Source organism: Pseudomonas parakoreensis (assembly GCF_021602155.1).
Lineage (GTDB): Bacteria > Pseudomonadota > Gammaproteobacteria > Pseudomonadales > Pseudomonadaceae > Aquipseudomonas > Aquipseudomonas parakoreensis.
Window position 1 is genome coordinate 348,788 of record NZ_BQHY01000001.1, and the last position, 16,231, is coordinate 365,018.

Annotated in this window: 15 protein-coding genes and 1 pseudogene; 11 read left to right on the forward strand and 5 right to left on the reverse strand. The window is 61.4% G+C overall.

Going from position 1 to position 16,231, the window contains the following annotated elements:
• Positions 1-19: 19 nt before the first annotated feature.
• The 11 genes and pseudogenes from ubiE to L6D63_RS28710 all read left to right on the forward strand — a co-directional run bounded on the left by ubiE (position 20) and on the right by L6D63_RS28710 (position 8,468).
• Positions 20-790 carry a bifunctional demethylmenaquinone methyltransferase/2-methoxy-6-polyprenyl-1,4-benzoquinol methylase UbiE gene (ubiE, locus tag L6D63_RS01450; RefSeq protein ID WP_007936800.1) on the forward strand — a complete coding sequence of 257 codons (771 nt, stop codon included), beginning with the start codon at positions 20-22 and terminating at the stop codon, positions 788-790.
• Positions 790-1,413 (forward strand): ubiquinone biosynthesis accessory factor UbiJ, encoded by a 624-nt coding sequence (locus L6D63_RS01455; RefSeq protein ID WP_003220855.1) that lies wholly within the window; start codon positions 790-792, stop codon positions 1,411-1,413. The genes ubiE and L6D63_RS01455 overlap by 1 nt, the downstream gene beginning before the upstream one ends.
• Positions 1,410-3,014, forward strand: a complete 1,605-nt coding sequence (gene ubiB / locus L6D63_RS01460) for a ubiquinone biosynthesis regulatory protein kinase UbiB (RefSeq protein WP_121183284.1) — start codon at positions 1,410-1,412, stop codon at positions 3,012-3,014. The genes L6D63_RS01455 and ubiB overlap by 4 nt, the downstream gene beginning before the upstream one ends.
• An 80-nt stretch (positions 3,015-3,094) precedes the next feature.
• Complete coding sequence (gene hisI, locus L6D63_RS01465; protein ID WP_131670923.1) at positions 3,095-3,487, forward strand: phosphoribosyl-AMP cyclohydrolase; 393 nt, start codon at positions 3,095-3,097, stop codon at positions 3,485-3,487.
• 269 nt (positions 3,488-3,756) lie between these two features.
• On the forward strand, positions 3,757-4,089 hold the full coding sequence (locus tag L6D63_RS01470) for a phosphoribosyl-ATP diphosphatase (RefSeq protein ID WP_003220849.1): 333 nt from the start codon (positions 3,757-3,759) through the stop codon (positions 4,087-4,089).
• A 25-nt stretch (positions 4,090-4,114) separates the two neighbouring features.
• Complete coding sequence (locus L6D63_RS01475; RefSeq protein ID WP_003220847.1) at positions 4,115-4,396, forward strand: twin-arginine translocase TatA/TatE family subunit; 282 nt, start codon at positions 4,115-4,117, stop codon at positions 4,394-4,396.
• A gap of 10 nt (positions 4,397-4,406) precedes the next feature.
• A complete protein-coding gene (tatB, locus tag L6D63_RS01480; RefSeq protein WP_121183282.1) occupies positions 4,407-4,865 on the forward strand; it encodes a Sec-independent protein translocase protein TatB in 459 nt (152 codons plus the stop codon).
• Positions 4,862-5,653: a twin-arginine translocase subunit TatC gene (tatC, locus tag L6D63_RS01485; protein WP_047290879.1), complete on the forward strand. Its 792-nt coding sequence runs from the start codon at positions 4,862-4,864 to the stop codon at positions 5,651-5,653. The genes tatB and tatC overlap by 4 nt, the downstream gene beginning before the upstream one ends.
• Positions 5,650-6,357, forward strand: coding sequence for a 16S rRNA (uracil(1498)-N(3))-methyltransferase (locus tag L6D63_RS01490; RefSeq protein WP_041071512.1), 708 nt, complete (start codon positions 5,650-5,652; stop codon positions 6,355-6,357). The genes tatC and L6D63_RS01490 overlap by 4 nt, the downstream gene beginning before the upstream one ends.
• A gap of 311 nt (positions 6,358-6,668) precedes the next feature.
• Positions 6,669-7,613, forward strand: a pseudogene (locus L6D63_RS28705) (methyl-accepting chemotaxis protein); the annotation flags it as partial.
• A gap of 141 nt (positions 7,614-7,754) precedes the next feature.
• Positions 7,755-8,468 (forward strand): methyl-accepting chemotaxis protein, encoded by a 714-nt coding sequence (locus L6D63_RS28710; RefSeq protein ID WP_373557750.1) that lies wholly within the window; start codon positions 7,755-7,757, stop codon positions 8,466-8,468.
• A gap of 154 nt (positions 8,469-8,622) precedes the next feature.
• On the opposite strand, the gene L6D63_RS01500 is transcribed toward L6D63_RS28710, so the two are convergent.
• The 5 genes from L6D63_RS01500 to L6D63_RS01520 form a co-directional block, all read right to left on the reverse strand.
• Positions 8,623-9,357: an amino acid ABC transporter ATP-binding protein gene (locus tag L6D63_RS01500; protein ID WP_041071506.1), complete on the reverse strand. Its 735-nt coding sequence runs from the start codon at positions 9,355-9,357 to the stop codon at positions 8,623-8,625.
• A complete protein-coding gene (locus L6D63_RS01505) occupies positions 9,350-10,309 on the reverse strand; it encodes an amino acid ABC transporter permease (RefSeq protein WP_041071503.1) in 960 nt (319 codons plus the stop codon). Before L6D63_RS01505 ends, L6D63_RS01500 begins: the two co-directional genes overlap by 8 nt.
• A 182-nt stretch (positions 10,310-10,491) precedes the next feature.
• On the reverse strand, positions 10,492-11,289 hold the full coding sequence (locus tag L6D63_RS01510) for a transporter substrate-binding domain-containing protein (RefSeq protein WP_095667758.1): 798 nt from the start codon (positions 11,287-11,289) through the stop codon (positions 10,492-10,494).
• Between the two features lie 265 nt (positions 11,290-11,554).
• On the reverse strand, positions 11,555-14,125 hold the full coding sequence (mdoH, locus tag L6D63_RS01515; protein WP_131670921.1) for a glucans biosynthesis glucosyltransferase MdoH: 2,571 nt from the start codon (positions 14,123-14,125) through the stop codon (positions 11,555-11,557).
• The gene (locus tag L6D63_RS01520) at positions 14,118-15,902 is read right to left on the reverse strand and encodes a glucan biosynthesis protein G (protein WP_161794907.1); all 1,785 of its coding nucleotides are present in this window, start codon (positions 15,900-15,902) and stop codon (positions 14,118-14,120) included. The genes mdoH and L6D63_RS01520 overlap by 8 nt, the downstream gene beginning before the upstream one ends.
• Positions 15,903-16,231: the final 329 nt, after the last annotated feature.

Below are 16,231 nucleotides of genomic sequence, written 5' to 3' on the forward strand. Positions count from 1 at the left end.
CTCTTTTGGTGACAGCGATATGACTGATCAGCGCAAAGGCAGCGATGCCGAACCCACCACTCACTTCGGCTTCAAAAACGTTCCGGAAAGCCAGAAAGCGGAAAAAGTCGCTGAGGTTTTCCACTCGGTAGCCGCGAAATACGACCTGATGAACGACCTTCTGTCGGGCGGCATGCACCGTCTGTGGAAGCGTTTCGCGATCGAACTGTCCGGTGTGCGTGCAGGCAACCGCGTGCTCGACATCGCCGGCGGCACCGGTGACCTGACCAAAAAGTTCTCGCACCTCGTAGGCCCGACCGGCCAGGTGGTGCTGGCCGACATCAACGAATCGATGCTCAAGGTCGGTCGTGACCGCCTGCTGGATCTGGGTGTGTCGGGCAACGTCGAATTCGTCCAGGCCGATGCGGAAAAGCTGCCGTTCCCGGATAACCATTTCGACTGCGTGACCATCGCCTTCGGCCTGCGCAACGTGACGCACAAAGAAGACGCCCTGCGGTCGATGCTGCGCGTGCTCAAGCCCGGCGGCCGTCTGCTGGTGCTGGAATTCTCCAAGCCGACCAACGCACTGATGTCCAAGGCGTACGACGCCTACTCGTTCGCCTTCATGCCGTTGATGGGCAAGCTGATCACCAACGACTCGGAAAGCTATCGCTACCTGGCCGAATCGATCCGCATGCACCCGAATCAGGAAACCCTGAAATCGATGATGGTCGAAGCCGGTTTCGACCGTGTGACCTATCACAACATGACCGCAGGCATCGTCGCCCTGCACCGCGGCATCAAGCCCTGATGTTGCTCACCGGGCTGCTCGCCAGCGTCGAACTCGGCCTCAACCGGGTGCTGCGTCTCGACAGCACGGCGCTGCCGCGACTGGCGCATCTGACTGGCAAAGTGATTGCCGTGGATTGCCGCAGCCCGGCGCTGCAACTGTTCATCCTGCCCAGCGATGAGGGCCTGATGCTCGCTTCACACTGGGAAACCGGCGTCGACTGCACCCTGCGCGCACCCGCTTCCAGCCTGGTGAAACTGGCCGTGAGCAAAGACAAGACCGCGGTGCTGCACGCCCCGGAAGTCGAGCTCGACGGTGACAGCGGTGTGTTGCTAGAACTGGCCGGCGTGTTGCAGGACCTCGAGCTGGACTGGGAGTACGAACTCTCGCGCTGGCTCGGCCCGGTCGCCACGCAACTGATTGGCGGTCACCTGCGCAGCCGCGCGCGCTGGTATCAACAAGGATTTGCCAGCCTCAACCAGAACCTCGCCGAATACCTCGCCGAAGAATCGCGCACCCTCGTCGGCCAGCGCGAAGCCGAAGCGCGGTTCAGCGAACTGGACCGGATCAAACTTGATCTGGAACGTCTCGAGGCGCGTTTCGAGCGCCTTTCCCGATCCCTCGACCCAAGCGATAACGCATGAAGCTGCTTGCCGTCCGCCGTCTGTTGCGCATCCAGCGCGTTGTGATCCGCTACCGCCTCGATGACCTGCTGTTCGAGCTGCCGTTGCCCTGGTTTCTCCTGGCGCTGCGCTACGTGCTGCCGTGGCGCTGGTTCCCGCGCAAACCGCTGGAGCTGAACCGTGGCGCGCGCCTGCGTCTGGCGCTGCAGGATCTGGGGCCGATCTTCATCAAGTTCGGGCAGATTCTCTCGACCCGCCGCGACCTGCTGCCGGAAGACATCGCCGATGAGCTGATGCTGCTGCAGGACCGTGTGCCGCCGTTCGATTCGCAGCTGTCGATCAAGTTGATCGAAGAGCAACTGGGCAAGAAAATCAGCGACGTGTTCAGCCGCTTTGACGTCGAACCGCTGGCCTCGGCTTCGGTGGCGCAGGTACATGCTGCACAGCTGAAAACCGGCGAAGAAGTGGTGGTCAAGGTGATCCGCCCAGGCCTGAAACCGGTGATTGCCCAAGACCTGGCGTGGCTGTTCATCCTCGCCCGCGCCGCCGAAAAGATCTCCGCCGATGCCCGCCTGCTGCACCCGGTGGACGTGGTGCAGGACTACGAAAAAACCATCTACGACGAACTCGACCTGCTGCGCGAGGCGGCGAATGCCAGCCAGCTCAAGCGCAACTTCGAAGGCTCGCCGCTGCTCTACGTGCCGCAAGTCTATTGGGACTGGTGCCGGCCGAAAGTGCTGGTCATGGAGCGCATCTACGGGATTCAGGTAACGGATCTGGCGACCCTCGCCGACCAGCGCACCGACATGAAAATGCTCGCCGAACGCGGCGTGGAGATCTTCTTCACCCAGGTGTTCCGCGACAGTTTCTTCCACGCCGACATGCACCCGGGCAACATCTTCGTCAGCACCGTCAACCCGTGGAGTCCGCAGTACATCGCGATCGACTGCGGCATCGTCGGCAGTCTGACCCCGGAAGACCAGGACTACCTGGCGCGCAACCTGTTCGCCTTCTTCAAGCGCGACTACCGCCGCGTCGCGCAATTGCACATCGATTCGGGCTGGGTGCCGGCGGAAACCAAACTCAACGAATTCGAAGCGGCGATCCGTACCGTATGCGAGCCGATCTTCGAAAAACCGTTAAAAGATATTTCATTTGGCCAGGTGCTGATGCGCCTGTTCCAGACCGCGCGACGCTTCAACATGGAAGTCCAGCCGCAGTTGGTGCTGCTGCAAAAGACCTTGCTGAATATCGAGGGCCTCGGCCGTCAGTTGTACCCGGATCTGGATCTGTGGAACACCGCGCAGCCGTTCCTTGAGCGCTGGATGCGCGAGCGCGTCAGCCCCAAAGCCTTGATCGGCAACGTGCAGAGCCAGTTCGAACAGCTGCCGCACCTGGCCAACATGGCCCGTGATCTGCTCGAACGCATGTCTCAACCGCACGCCTACGACCCGCCGCCCCCGTGGCACAAACGTAAGGACGACTGGTTCCTGCGCCTGCTCGGCAGTGCGCATCTGGCGGGCGGTACCATCCTCGCCGCCGGTGGCCCGCTGAACGAGCTGGGGCATTGGCCGGCGGGAATCATGGTGGCCGTCGGCTTGTATCTGGTCGTTCGCCGATAGCCAGTTCGCTGATCGGCTGGCACACTGTTTCAACGCCTGAACCCGACTATTGAAGTGCGGGTTCGCTGTCGGAGTCGAAGATGAAAAACTGGCTGGACGAGATCAAGTGGGACGCCGATGGCCTGGTGCCGGCGATTGCCCAGGATCACAAGACCGGACGCGTGCTGATGATGGCCTGGATGAACCGCGAAGCGCTCGAGCTGACCGCTGCGGAAAACCGTGCAATCTACTGGTCACGTTCCCGTGGCAAGCTGTGGCGCAAGGGCGAAGAGTCCGGCCACGTACAGACCCTGCATGAAATGCGTCTGGACTGTGACGCCGACGTGATCATCCTGATGGTCGAACAGATTGGCGACATCGCTTGCCATACCGGCCGCCAAAGCTGCTTTTACCGCGTTTACGAAAACGGCGACTGGAAAACGGTCGACCCGGTTCTGAAAGACCCGCACGCCATTTATTCCGCAGGACAATAGGATGTGTCATCAGTCATTTACTGAGCTGCGTTGCCGGCTGAAAGCGCGCCAGGCAAGGCGCAGGCCGCAGGGAATGTCTTTTCCTTGCCAAGGCCTGCAACGCAGCATGGCGCGCTTTCAGCCGGCAACCCGGAGGGCCGGGCCTGATTTTGTGCAGGGCTGCGTTACTCGTCGTTTATTTGAAATGCCAAACTACACTCCTCGCGCCTTGCCCTGCACAAAATCAGGCTCCGGCGCAGCTCAGGAAATGACTGATGACACATCCTCCCATGAGTGACACCCTGACCCGCCTCGCTCAGGTACTTGAAGAGCGCAAAGGCGCAGCGGCCGACAGCTCATATGTAGCTAGTCTGTATCACAAGGGCCTGAACAAGATTCTGGAGAAAGTCGGCGAAGAGTCGGTCGAAACCATTATTGCCGCCAAGGACGCCGCCATCAGCGGTGACTGCAGCGATGTGATCTACGAGACTGCCGACCTGTGGTTCCACAGCATGGTCATGCTCGCCCAGTTGGGGCAGCATCCGCAGGCCGTGCTGGATGAACTGGATCGTCGCTTCGGTCTGTCCGGACACGTCGAGAAAGCCTCGCGTCCGTCCGCCTGAACAATTTTTAGAGAGGAACAGCAACATGGGCATTTTTGACTGGAAACACTGGATCGTCATTCTGGTAGTCGTGGTGCTGGTGTTCGGCACCAAGAAACTGAAAAACCTCGGCACCGACGTCGGTGAGTCGATCAAGGGTTTTCGCAAAGCCATGAACGACGATGAGAAACCCGCCGCCGATCCGACCGTAACGCCTGCGCAACCGGTGCCTCCGGTGCAGCCGCAAGCCACCGCTCAGGCCAACCCGCCGCACACCATCGACGTGCAGGCGCAGAAAGTCGAAGAGCCGATCCGCAAAGACGTGTGAGCACTGACTAATGTTTGGTATCAGCTTCTCTGAACTGCTGCTCGTCGGCCTCGTTGCCCTGCTGGTGCTGGGTCCCGAGCGTCTGCCGGGCGCTGCGCGCACCGCCGGCCTGTGGGTCGGCCGGCTGAAGCGCAGCTTCAACGCGATCAAACAGGAAGTTGAGCGTGAAATCGGTGCCGACGAAATCCGCCGGCAACTGCACAACGAACACATCCTGTCGCTGGAGCAGGAGGCGCGGAAGATCTTCACGCCACCGGTTCAGCAGGAGCCGACGCCGGTTGAGCATGTGGGTGAGCAGACGATTCATGCGCCAGCTGTAACAGCTCCGACACCTGCACCTGCCGCCGCTGTAGCGCCGCCAGCCCCCGTGCCGACTGCTACAGAAACTTCGGTTGAACACGTATCTCCAACCGCCGCGCCGATCACACCTGCGCCTCACGACACCACTTTGCCGCCGCGAGCCCCATGAGCGATCTCCCCGAAAACGACCAGCACATGCCGCTGGTATCGCACCTCACCGAGTTGCGCACCCGCCTGCTGCGTTGTGTAGCGGCGGTGTTCATCATCTTCGCCGGGTTGTTCGCCTTCACCCAGCAGATCTACACCTTCGTCTCGACGCCGCTGCGCCAGTACCTGCCGGCCGGTGCGACGATGATCGCCACGGATGTGTCGTCACCGTTCCTCACGCCGCTGAAGCTGACGATGATGGTCTCGCTGTTCCTCGCGATTCCGGTGATCCTGCACCAGATCTGGGGTTTCATCGCGCCGGGCCTGTACAAGCATGAGAAACGCGTCGCCGTGCCGCTGCTGGTTTCGAGCATCCTGCTGTTCTACACCGGCATGGCGTTCGCCTATTACTTCGTGTTCCCGCTGATCTTCAAGTTCTTCGCCGCGGCCACTCCGGCCGGCGTGGAAATGATGACCGACATCACCAGTTACCTCGACTTTGTGATGACGCTGTTCTTCGCCTTCGGCGTCGCGTTCGAAATCCCGGTGGCCGTGGTGCTGCTGGTGTGGATCGGCGTGGTCGACGTCAAATACCTGAAGAAGATCCGTCCGTACGTGATCATCGGCTGCTTCGTGGTCGGCATGATCCTCACACCCCCGGACATCTTCTCGCAGACCCTGCTGGCCGTGCCGATGTGGATGCTGTTTGAAATCGGCATTCTGTTCGGCAGCCTGGTCAGCAAACGCGAACGCCCGGACGAAACGCCGGCTGACGATCACAACGACCAGCCGCCAGCGACCCAGGCATGAACCTGCTGTTGCTCGAAGAGGCCGACTTCATCGCGGCCGACCGCGTCGTGCTGCGTGACCGGCGCCTGACGCACATGCAGGAAGTGCATCGATCCGAAGTCGGCGACAGCCTGCGCGTCGGGCGCATCAATGGGCTGATGGGTTCGGCTGAACTGCTGCGCCTCGAGGCCGGCGAAGCCGAGTTGCGCGTCAGCCTCGATCAACCGCCACCGGCCAAGCTGCCGCTGACGCTGGTACTGGCCCTGCCACGGCCGAAAATGCTGCGCCGGGTGTTCCAGACCGTGGCGACCATGGGCGTGTCGAAGGTGATTCTGGTCAACAGCTACCGGGTCGAGAAGAGTTTCTGGCAGACGCCGTTTCTGGAGCCGGAGGCGATTCGCGAGAATTTGATCCTCGGCCTCGAACAGGCCCGCGATACCGTGCTGCCGGACATCATTATCGAGAAGCGCTTCAAGCCGTTCGTCGAAGACCGACTGCCTGCGATAACCGAAGGCACCCTCGGCCTGGTCGGCCATCCTGGCAATTTTCCGCCGTGCCCGCGCGCGTTGAGCGAACCGGTAACGCTGGCGATCGGCCCCGAAGGTGGCTGGATTCCTTACGAGATCGACTTGCTTGCCAAGTCCGGCCTGCAACCGGTGCAACTGGGCGAGCGCATCCTGCGCGTCGAAACCGCCGTCACCGCCCTGCTCGCCCGCCTGTTCTGACACACCGCTCTTCTGTAGGAGCTGCCGCAGGCTGCGATCTTTTGATCTTGTTTTTTTAACAGCAAGATCAAAAGATCGCAGCCTGCGGCAGCTCCTACACAAAGGCGGTGTCGGACAAATTGGGTTACAGATTGCCATCACCCAGCCGATACAGTCCCCATAAGTCCAATTAGTGGTCCGAGGGGAGTCGTCGCATGTACCGTTGGTTAGCCGAGAATCTTGGAAACGTCAGCGTCAAACGCAAGCTGGGTATCGGTTTCGGCCTGGTGCTGTTGCTCACCCTGCTGATCACCTTCACCGGCTGGACCGGCATGAGCGGCATTATCAGCCGCGGTGACAAGCTCGGTTTCATCTCCAGCCTCAACGAGCTGACCAAGGACCTGCGTCTGGCCCGTCTGGACTATGAAGCTCGTCGCGGCGAACAAGGCCCGGGCGCGGTCAACGAACTGCTGACCAAGCTCGACAGCGGCCTGCAAACCGCCCGAGGCCTGATCGAACAACCAGCCGATGCCGCCAGAGTCGACCAGCAACTGGCCGCCGTCGCCGAATACAAACGCGCCTTCGCCGAGATGGTGCAGGCCGGGGCCAACCGTGAAGACGCCCGCAGCAAACTCGGCGCCACCGCCGACAACGCCGTGGCCAAGGTCGCCGAAGTGGAAAAATCAATGCTCCAGGGCGACAGCATTGCGCAGTTCAACGCGGTGATCGATCTGAGCAAACTGATCCAGCAAGCGCGCTTCCAGGTGCGTGGCTATACCTACAGCGGCAAGACCGAAGCCGAACAACCTGCGCTCGACGCCATCGACAACGCCCTGAAAAACCTCGAAACCCTGCCGGCCAAGCTACCCGAGCAGCATATCGCCAACCTGCAACAGGCCACTGATTCGCTCAAGGCTTATCGCGCGGCGGTCAGCCAGTTCCGCGACTCGCAGGTCGCCAGTGCCAAGGCTCTGGCGCGCATGTCAGCTCAGGGCGACATCCTGCTCGACGTCAGCAAGCAGCTCACGCAATCGCAAACCGTGGTGCGCGACACCGATGCCGCGCACGCCAAGAACATGCTGATCATCGCCACCTTGCTCGCCTTAGCCTTCGGCTTGCTGGCCGCATGGGCGATTACCCGGCAGATCATCATTCCGCTGAACCAGACCCTGAAAGTCGCCGAACAGGTGGCCGCCGGCGACCTGACGCATAATCTGGTGTCGCAGCGCCGCGACGAACTCGGCCAGTTGCAGCGCTCGATGCAGAGCATGACCCAAGGTCTGCGCGAGCTGATCGGCGGCATCAGCGACGGCGTCACGCAGATCGCCAGTGCCGCCGAAGAGTTGTCTGCCGTCACCGAGCAGACCAGCGCCGGGGTCAACAATCAGAAAGTCGAAACCGACCAGGTCGCCACCGCCATGAACGAAATGGCTGCCACGGTGCAGGAAGTCGCGCGCAACGCCGAGGAAGCTTCGGAAGCGGCCGTCGCTGCTGACCAGCAGGCCCGCGAAGGCGACAAAGTGGTGGGTGAAGCCATCGCGCAGATCGAGCGCCTCGCGACCGAGGTTGGCCACTCCACCGAGGCTATGGGCGAACTCAAGCGCGAGAGCGACAAGATCGGCAGCGTGCTCGACGTGATCAAGTCGGTGGCCCAGCAAACCAACCTGCTGGCGCTGAACGCCGCCATCGAGGCGGCGCGTGCCGGTGAAGCCGGGCGTGGCTTTGCGGTGGTCGCCGATGAAGTGCGCAGCCTCGCCCAGCGCACGCAGAAGTCCACCGAAGAAATCGAAGAGCTGATCGTCGGCCTGCAGACCGGCACCCAGCAAGTGGCGACGATCATGGACAACAGCCGCAGCCTGACCGACAGCAGCGTCGAACTGACCCGCCGCGCCGGTGGCTCGCTGGAAAGCATCACCCGTACCGTGTCGGCGATTCAGGCGATGAACCAGCAGATTGCCGCAGCGGCAGAGCAGCAGAGCGCCGTGGCTGAAGAGATCAACCGCAGTGTGCTGAATGTGCGGGATGTATCGGATCAGACGTCGGCGGCGAGTGAAGAGACGGCGGCGTCGAGCGTTGAGCTGGCGCGGCTGGGGACGCATCTGCAGATGCTGGTGGGGCGGTTCAAGGTTTGAGGTGATCCATCGACCTCGGTTCACTGTGGACCGAGGTGATGCTATCGCTGGCAAGCCAGCTCCCACAGGTTTCCAGTCGTTCACAAAGTTCGTGTTCAACCCATTTACTGTGGGAGCTGGCTAGCCAGCGATGGCGTCCGGGAGAACGCCGCCGTTACAAGACCTGACGCAGGAAAGCCTGCGCCCGCGGATCCTTCGGCGCATCGAAGAATTCCGCCGGGGACGCATCTTCCAGCAATTTGCCGTGATCGAAGAACAGCACCCGATCCGCCACTTCCCGGGCGAAGCCCATTTCGTGCGTGACGCAGACCATGGTCATGCCTTCCACGGCCAGGTTCTTCATCACATCCAGCACTTCACCGACCATTTCCGGGTCGAGGGCCGATGTCGGCTCGTCGAACAGCATCACTTTCGGGTCCATCGCCAGCGCCCGGGCAATCGCTACGCGCTGCTGCTGACCGCCGGACAGACGTGACGGGTATTCGCGGGCTTTTTGCGCGATACCGACCTTCTCCAGCAACGCCAAGGCCTTGGCTTCACTTTCCTTCTGACCGCGCTTGCGCACGACCTTCTGCGCCAGGCAGAGGTTTTCCAGCACGGTCATGTGCGGGAACAGGTTGAAATGCTGGAAGACCATGCCGACTTCGCGGCGGTAGGCGTTGACGTCGGTTTTCGGGTCGGCCAGTTGCAGGCCGTCGATGCTCACCGAACCCGAGTCGAACGCTTCCAGGCCATTGAGGCAGCGCAGGAAGGTCGATTTGCCGGAGCCGGACGGGCCGATCACCACCAGCACTTCGCCCTTGGCCACTGTGGTGGTGACGTTATCCACCGCCCGCACTACCTGACCACGGGTGTCGAAGACTTTTACCAGATCGCGGACTTCAATCACTTTGCGCGAGCCTCCGCTCAAGCCGGCTGGCGATTTTCGACAGCGGCAGGTTGATCAACAGATACAGGCCAGCAACGCAGAACAGGATTTCGAACGGCGAGAACGAGGTGGTGATAACTTCACGGCCGCTTTTCAGCAGCTCGGTAATCGCGATCACCGACACCAGCGAGGTGTCCTTGACCAGACTGATGAACTGTCCGGCCAGCGGTGGCAGCACGCGTTTGAACGCTTGCGGCAGCACCACATGGCGCATCGACTGGCCGGCGCTTAGACCGAGCGAACGGGCCGCTTCGTTCTGGCCACGGGCAATCGACTGCACACCGGAGCGGATGATCTCGGCCACGTACGCGCCGGTAAACAGCGACAACGCGGCGATCCCGGCGAACTCCCGGGACAGGTTCATCACCGTGCCGATGAAGAAGTAGAAAATGAAGATCTGCACCAGCAGCGGCGTGCCGCGCACCAGTTCGACGTAGATGCTCGACAGGTCGCGCAGGGTCGGGTTGCTCGACAAGCGGCACAGCCCGGTGACCAGACCGATCAGCAGACCGAGTACCCCAGACACCACCGACAGCCACAGCGTGGTCCACAGCCCCCACAGCAGCGGCCCTGCCGCCCAATGCCGGGTCACGCCCACGACGTCGCCTTCGGCCACATCGTCGCCCTGAGCGAATTGCAGGCTGTTTTCGTCGACGGTCAGGTGCTGCTCGTCACCGGCGTCGTTGCGCAGGGTGACCTGCGCGCTGCCGCCCTTGCGCACCAGTTCGGTGACGGTGGAAATGTCACTGGCGCGCTGGGACTCTTCGGCCTGATAGGCGAAGTACTGTGGCACGCGGTTCCAGCGCCATTCGTAGGACATCAGCGACGTGGCGTAATACAACGCGCCCGCCAGGCCGACCAGCACCAGCACGGTCAGGACGTGCCAGGGCCATTGGGCTTTTTTCTGTTTCATCTAAGAGCAAATCCATATCGATCAGGATGCTCGCTCCCTCTGTGGCGAGGGAGCTTGCTCCCGCTGGGGTGCGCAGCAGCCCTGAAATCAGCCACCGCGCAACGTCGGGTACAACGAGTCAACCGGTTTACGACTGCTTCGCAGCCGAGCGGGAGCAAGCTCCCTCGCCACAACGACCGGGCTTATTCCATGTCCTTGAGCCACTCGGTGCTCTTGAACCACTTGTCATGAATGCGATCGTAGGTGCCGTCTTCGTGGATCTGGTGCAGGAAGTTATTGATGAAGTTGAGGCTGTCGTAATCACCCTTCTTCAGACCGAAAGCCAGCGGCTCGTAGGTGAACGGCTTGTCGAGGAACACCAGTTTGCCGGCGCCGACCTTGTTCACCGCGACCACGTTGTACGGTGCGTCGTAGATGAACGCGTCGGCCTTGCCGTTGACCACGTCGAGCACGGCTTCCTGCTCGTTGTCGTAGCCGTGGTACTTGGCTTTGGCGATCAGCTTCTTGGCGACCATCTCACCGGTGGTGCCGAGCTTGGAGGTGATGCGGTAGTCGGCGGTGTTCAGGTCTTTATAGGACTTGATGGTGCCTTCCAGCTCCTTGCGGATCAGCAAGGTCTGGCCGACCACGATGAACGGTTCGCTGAAGTTCAGGCGCAGGTTGCGCTCCTGGGTCAGGGTCATGCCGCTGCCGATCATGTCGAACTTGTCGGTCATCAGCGCCGGGATGATCCCGTCATAACCGGTGGAGACCAGTTCCAGCTTGACGCCCATGGCCTTGGTCATGGCTTTGAGGATGTCGACTTCGAAGCCGATGATCTCGCCGCGCTTGTTGGTCATTTCGAACGGCATGTAGGTCGGATCCATACCGACTTTCAACGTGCCGCGCTTGACCGCGTCATCGATTGCACCGGCGTGCGCCGCATTGACTGCAACCAGTGCCGTGACGCCGACCAGCAGCATCGACAGATACTTCTTCATCTTCAAGTCCCCAAAACCATTGCATGTGCGGCGCGAAAACCAGCCGTGATGGGCAAAAATGCCCGGGTGCGCCAATTCGGGGACGGATGCTAACGCACTCGTCCGTTTGCACAAGGTTTTTTGCGGGGATTTGTTGTTGCAGGGAGGGTTTTAAAAGCAAAAGATCGCAGCCTCCGGCAGCTCCTACAGGTGTGCGCATAACCCTGTAAGAGCTGCCGAAGGCTGCGATCTTTTAAAAAAAGCCCCGCATTGGCGGGGCTTTTTCTTAGGCCGGCTGAGCCTGCATGCTCAGCGGTCGCAACGGCAGCAGCGGCGCGTGGGGATCGGCTTTCACCGAGGCCCGCCATGCGTCCAGCCACTCGGCGTGACCTTCGGCCCACACCTGCTCGTGCAGACGGGCCAGGGCCACCGGATCGCTCAGCAGTTGCAGGCGATCATGGTTGCTCAGCCCGGCCGGACCGACCTTGATCGCGTGACGCACACGCTCCTGACGCAGCCACTCGATCGGCTCGGCCTGACCGTGACGGGAGGTCGCCAGCGAACACGCCAGGGCGTTCTGCTGTGGATCGACCACCGCACGAATAAAGCCGTCGTTCAGTGCGTGCCAACGGTTTTCATGGGTGTACTGATCGGTGGCCAGCAGTGCCTGTGGCGGATTGTATTCCTCGGGGATGAGGAACAGGCTCTCGTCACGGGACTTGAGGCCCAGACCGACACGACTGGAAATCACCGACACCGGGATCGACAGCATCAGCGAACCGACGATCGGCACCAGCCACCACAGGAAGCTCGGGTTCAGCCAGATCACCAGCAGCGCCCAGCAGAAACCCAGCAGGGTCTGCGGACCGTGGCGCTTGACCGCCTCGCTCCATGGCGTGGAGTCGTCGTCACGCTGCGGCGAGTTCCAGGTCGCGGCCCAGCCGAGGAACGCGGCCAGGACGAAACGGGTGTGGAAAATCATCCGCACCGGCGCCAGCAGCATGGAGAACAGCATCTCCAGCAGCATCGACAGGGTCACCTTGAACTTGCCACCGAACTCTTTCGCGCCCTTGGCCCAGATCAGGATGATGCTCAGCAGTTTCGGCAGGAACAGCAGCACAATGGTCGTCGAGAACAGCGCGATCGCCTTGTCCGGGTGCCATTGCGGCCACAGCGGATAAAGCTGACGCGGTTCAAGGAAGTACTGTGGCTCCATCAGCGTGTTCACCGCCAGCAGCGCGGTCGACAGCACCAGGAAGAAGAACCACAACGGCGCCGACAGGTACGACATCACGCCAGTCAGGAACACCGCACGGTGCACCGGGTGCATGCCCTTGACCAGGAACAGGCGGAAGTTCATCAGGTTGCCGTGGCACCAGCGACGGTCACGCTTCAGTTCGTCGAGCAGGTTCGGCGGCAGTTCTTCGTAGCTGCCCGGCAGATCGTAGGCAATCCACACGCCCCAACCGGCACGACGCATCAGCGCGGCTTCAACGAAGTCGTGGGACAGAATCGCCCCGGAAAACGCACCTTTGCCCGGCAACGGCGCCAGGGCGCAGTGGTCGATGAACGGCTTCATGCGAATGATCGCGTTGTGACCCCAGTAGTGGGATTCACCCAACTGCCAGAAGTGCAGACCGGCGGTAAACAGCGGACCGTAGACGCGGGTGGCGAACTGCTGCATGCGCGCATACAGCGTGTCCATGCCCGACGCACGTGGCGCGGTCTGGATGATCCCGGCGTCCGGCGTGGCTTCCATCAGGCGTACCAGACTGGTCAGGCACTCGCCGCTCATCACCGAGTCGGCGTCGAGCACGACCATGTACTTGTAGTCACCGCCCCAACGACGGCAGAAGTCGTCGAGGTTGCCGCTCTTGCGTTTCACACGACGGCGACGGCGGCGATAGAAGATCTTGCCGAAGCCCTTGGCTTCGCGGCAGACGTCCAGCCAGGCCTGTTGCTCGGCGACGCAGATATCGGTGTCGTTACTGTCGCTCAGGACGAAGAAGTCGAAGCGATCCAGATCACCGGTGGCCGCGACCGACTCGAAGGTGGCGCGCAGACCGGCGAATACCCGAGGCACGTCTTCGTTGCAGATCGGCATCACCAGCGCAGTACGAGCGTCTTTCGGAATCGGCTCGTTGCCGGCGCTTTTGCCGGAGATACGGTATTTGTCGTGACCGGTGAGCAACTCGAGGAAGCCCATCAGCGCCGTCCAGAAGCCGGCCGACACCCAGCAGAACAGAATCCCGAACAGAATCAGGATGCTGGTTTGCAGCGCATACGGCAGCACTTGCGTGGCGGTTTGCAGCAGCGGCTGGTGCAGGACCTCTTCAAGATCGACGAACGACCAGCCCTGGTACGGCATGATGCCTTTCATGTACCAGCCGGCGACGATGGTCTGGCCGAGCATCAGCAGCAACAGAATGTAGCGACGGATCGAACCGACGGTGCGCCAGCGCGCGGCCGGCAACACATTCGCATCTTTTGGCGGCTGCGGCGGGTTGGTGCGACCGGTCAGACGGCGCCAGCCACGCACCAGAATATTGGTGCGCCAGGGTTCCGGCACGACTTTGGTCCGGTGGATGGGCGGCGTCGCCTTCATGGCGACCCGGCCGCTGGCGTCGAGCACCAGCATCTCCGCCTCTTCCAGTTCCTCTGCGGTGCTCAGGGTCAGGCGCTTGCCCACCGAAGCCTGGGCGGCTTCGGCAGGGGCGTCGAACGTTGGCGACGACAGGCGCTGGTGCAGTTCGCTGAAAGACTGGCAGCCCGCGAGTTCCGCGCGCTGCTCGTCGGTCATCGGCAGATGCGCCAGATACTCCGACAGAGTTTCTGGCTGTACTTGAGAGTTACTCATCGGCAGGCAACTGATAGCTCCAGGTCTCGGTCAGGACTTCTTCAGTCGGTGCCGATTCCGGTGTGGCTGGGGCCGCGTTCGCAGCCGCTGGCTGCTTGGCGTCTTTGTTGGCCTTGTCCTTGGCATCTGCGGCGGGCTTGGCGTCGGCCTGTTTGGCTTCAGCGGCCTTGGCTTCCTTGTCTTCCTTCTCTTGTTGCTTGGCGGCGATCTTGTCAGCCTTGGCCACCGACGAATTCGACGCCGGTACCGAAGATTTGGCCAGATCAGCGGTGACCACTGGCTGGACCAGGGCAGCACGCATCTCGGTGGACTTGCTCGCGTCCTTGATCTTCATCCGCAGGGTCAGGCGCCAGCCCTTGGTTTCCGGGTTGTAGCGCACGCTGTTCTCGACCAGTTCGGCGTTATCGCCAACGCTGACCTGACTGCGTACGTCGGCATCCGGCGCCAGGGCTGCCAGCGATGGACCTTCGAAGTCGACCAGGTAAGCAACGCTTCCATCCGGCTGACGAATCAGGTTCGACTGCTTGACGTCACCGGTCGAACGCAGGGTCTGCTTGACCCAGGCACTGTCCGGGGCGTGAATCGCCGCTTCGTCCATGGTCCAGTGCAGGCGGTAGGCGAAGTCCAGCGGCTTGCCCGGCTCCGGCATGGTTTCCGGGCTCCAGAACGCAACGATGTTGTCGTTGGTTTCGTCAGCGGTCGGAATCTCTACCAGATCAACGGTGCCCTTGCCCCACTCGCCCTTCGGCTCGATCCACGCACTTGGACGCTTGTCGTAGCGGTCGTCGAGGTCTTCGTAGTGGCTGAAGTCGCGGCCACGCTGCAGCAGACCGAAACCACGCGGGTTCTCGACGCTGAAGTTGCTCACGGCCAGGTGTTTCGGGTTGTTCAGCGGACGCCAGATCCACTCGCCGTTGCCGGCATGGATCGACAGACCGCTGGAGTCGTGCAGTTCACGACGGTAGTTGAGGACTTTCGACGGCTGGTTGGCGCCGAACAGGAACATGCTGGTCAACGGCGCGATGCCCAGTTTGCCGACCTTGTCACGCAGGAACATCTGCGCCTTGACGTCGACAATGGTGTCGCTGCCCGGACGCAGGATCAGCCGATAGGCACCGGTGGCGCGCGGCGAATCGAGCAGGGCGAAGATCACCAGGTGCTTGTCGCCCGGCTTCGGCTGCTGAATCCAGAACTCGCGGAAACGCGGAAACTCTTCGCCCGACGGCAGCGCGGTGTCGATCGCCAGACCACGGGCCGACAGACCGTAGGTGTGACCCTTGCCGACGACGCGGAAGTAACTCGCGCCAAGCATGGTCATGATTTCGTCTTGCTTGTCGGCCTTGTTGATCGGGTACAGCACGCGGAAACCGGCGTAGCCCAGCTGCTCGGTGGCCTTCGGATCGAACTTGAGGTCGCCGAAATCGAAACGGGTCGGATCGTATTTGATCTCTTCGACGGTGTTCGCCGTGATTTCGTTGATTTTCACCGGCGTATCGAAGTGCATGCCCTGGTGATAGAAGGACAGCTTGAACGGGGTCTTCTGATCGGCCCACTCAGCCTTTTCGGTGAGGAAGCGGATTTTCTGATAGTCCGCGAATTTCATGTCGCGGAATTCGTTCGGCAGGTTGCTGCGCGGGGCTTCGAATTTCTGCCCGGCGAGCTCTTTAGCCTTGGCTGATACATCGTCAAGATTGAACGCCCAAAGCTGGCCGGCGCTGAGCAGGCACAGGAGCGCCGAACCCGCTACCAGGGCACTTCGCATGCGTTTGGCAGACATTTTTGCTGCATTACAGGGACTAACAATCACGAGCAACCCTCGCCGAAAACAGATCAAAAAACCAACGGCCAGCAAGCCGTCTGTGTGGCCATTTTCGTCAGCTTATTTCGGTTCCAGAGAGCCAGATACTGCGTTGCCGCTCCTCGCCATAGCGGGCTATGACTCGTCGCGGCGCCTTGTCTCTGGCTCCCTGGCCCTCGAAATAATGCTGACAAAAATGGCCGTACAGACCGCTCATGCCAGGTTGGCGAGCATTGTTCCGACTCCGCTGGGGCAAAATGATTCCCCAATCGGATCCAGACAAGTCTCTACCTAAGTCAAAAATGGAC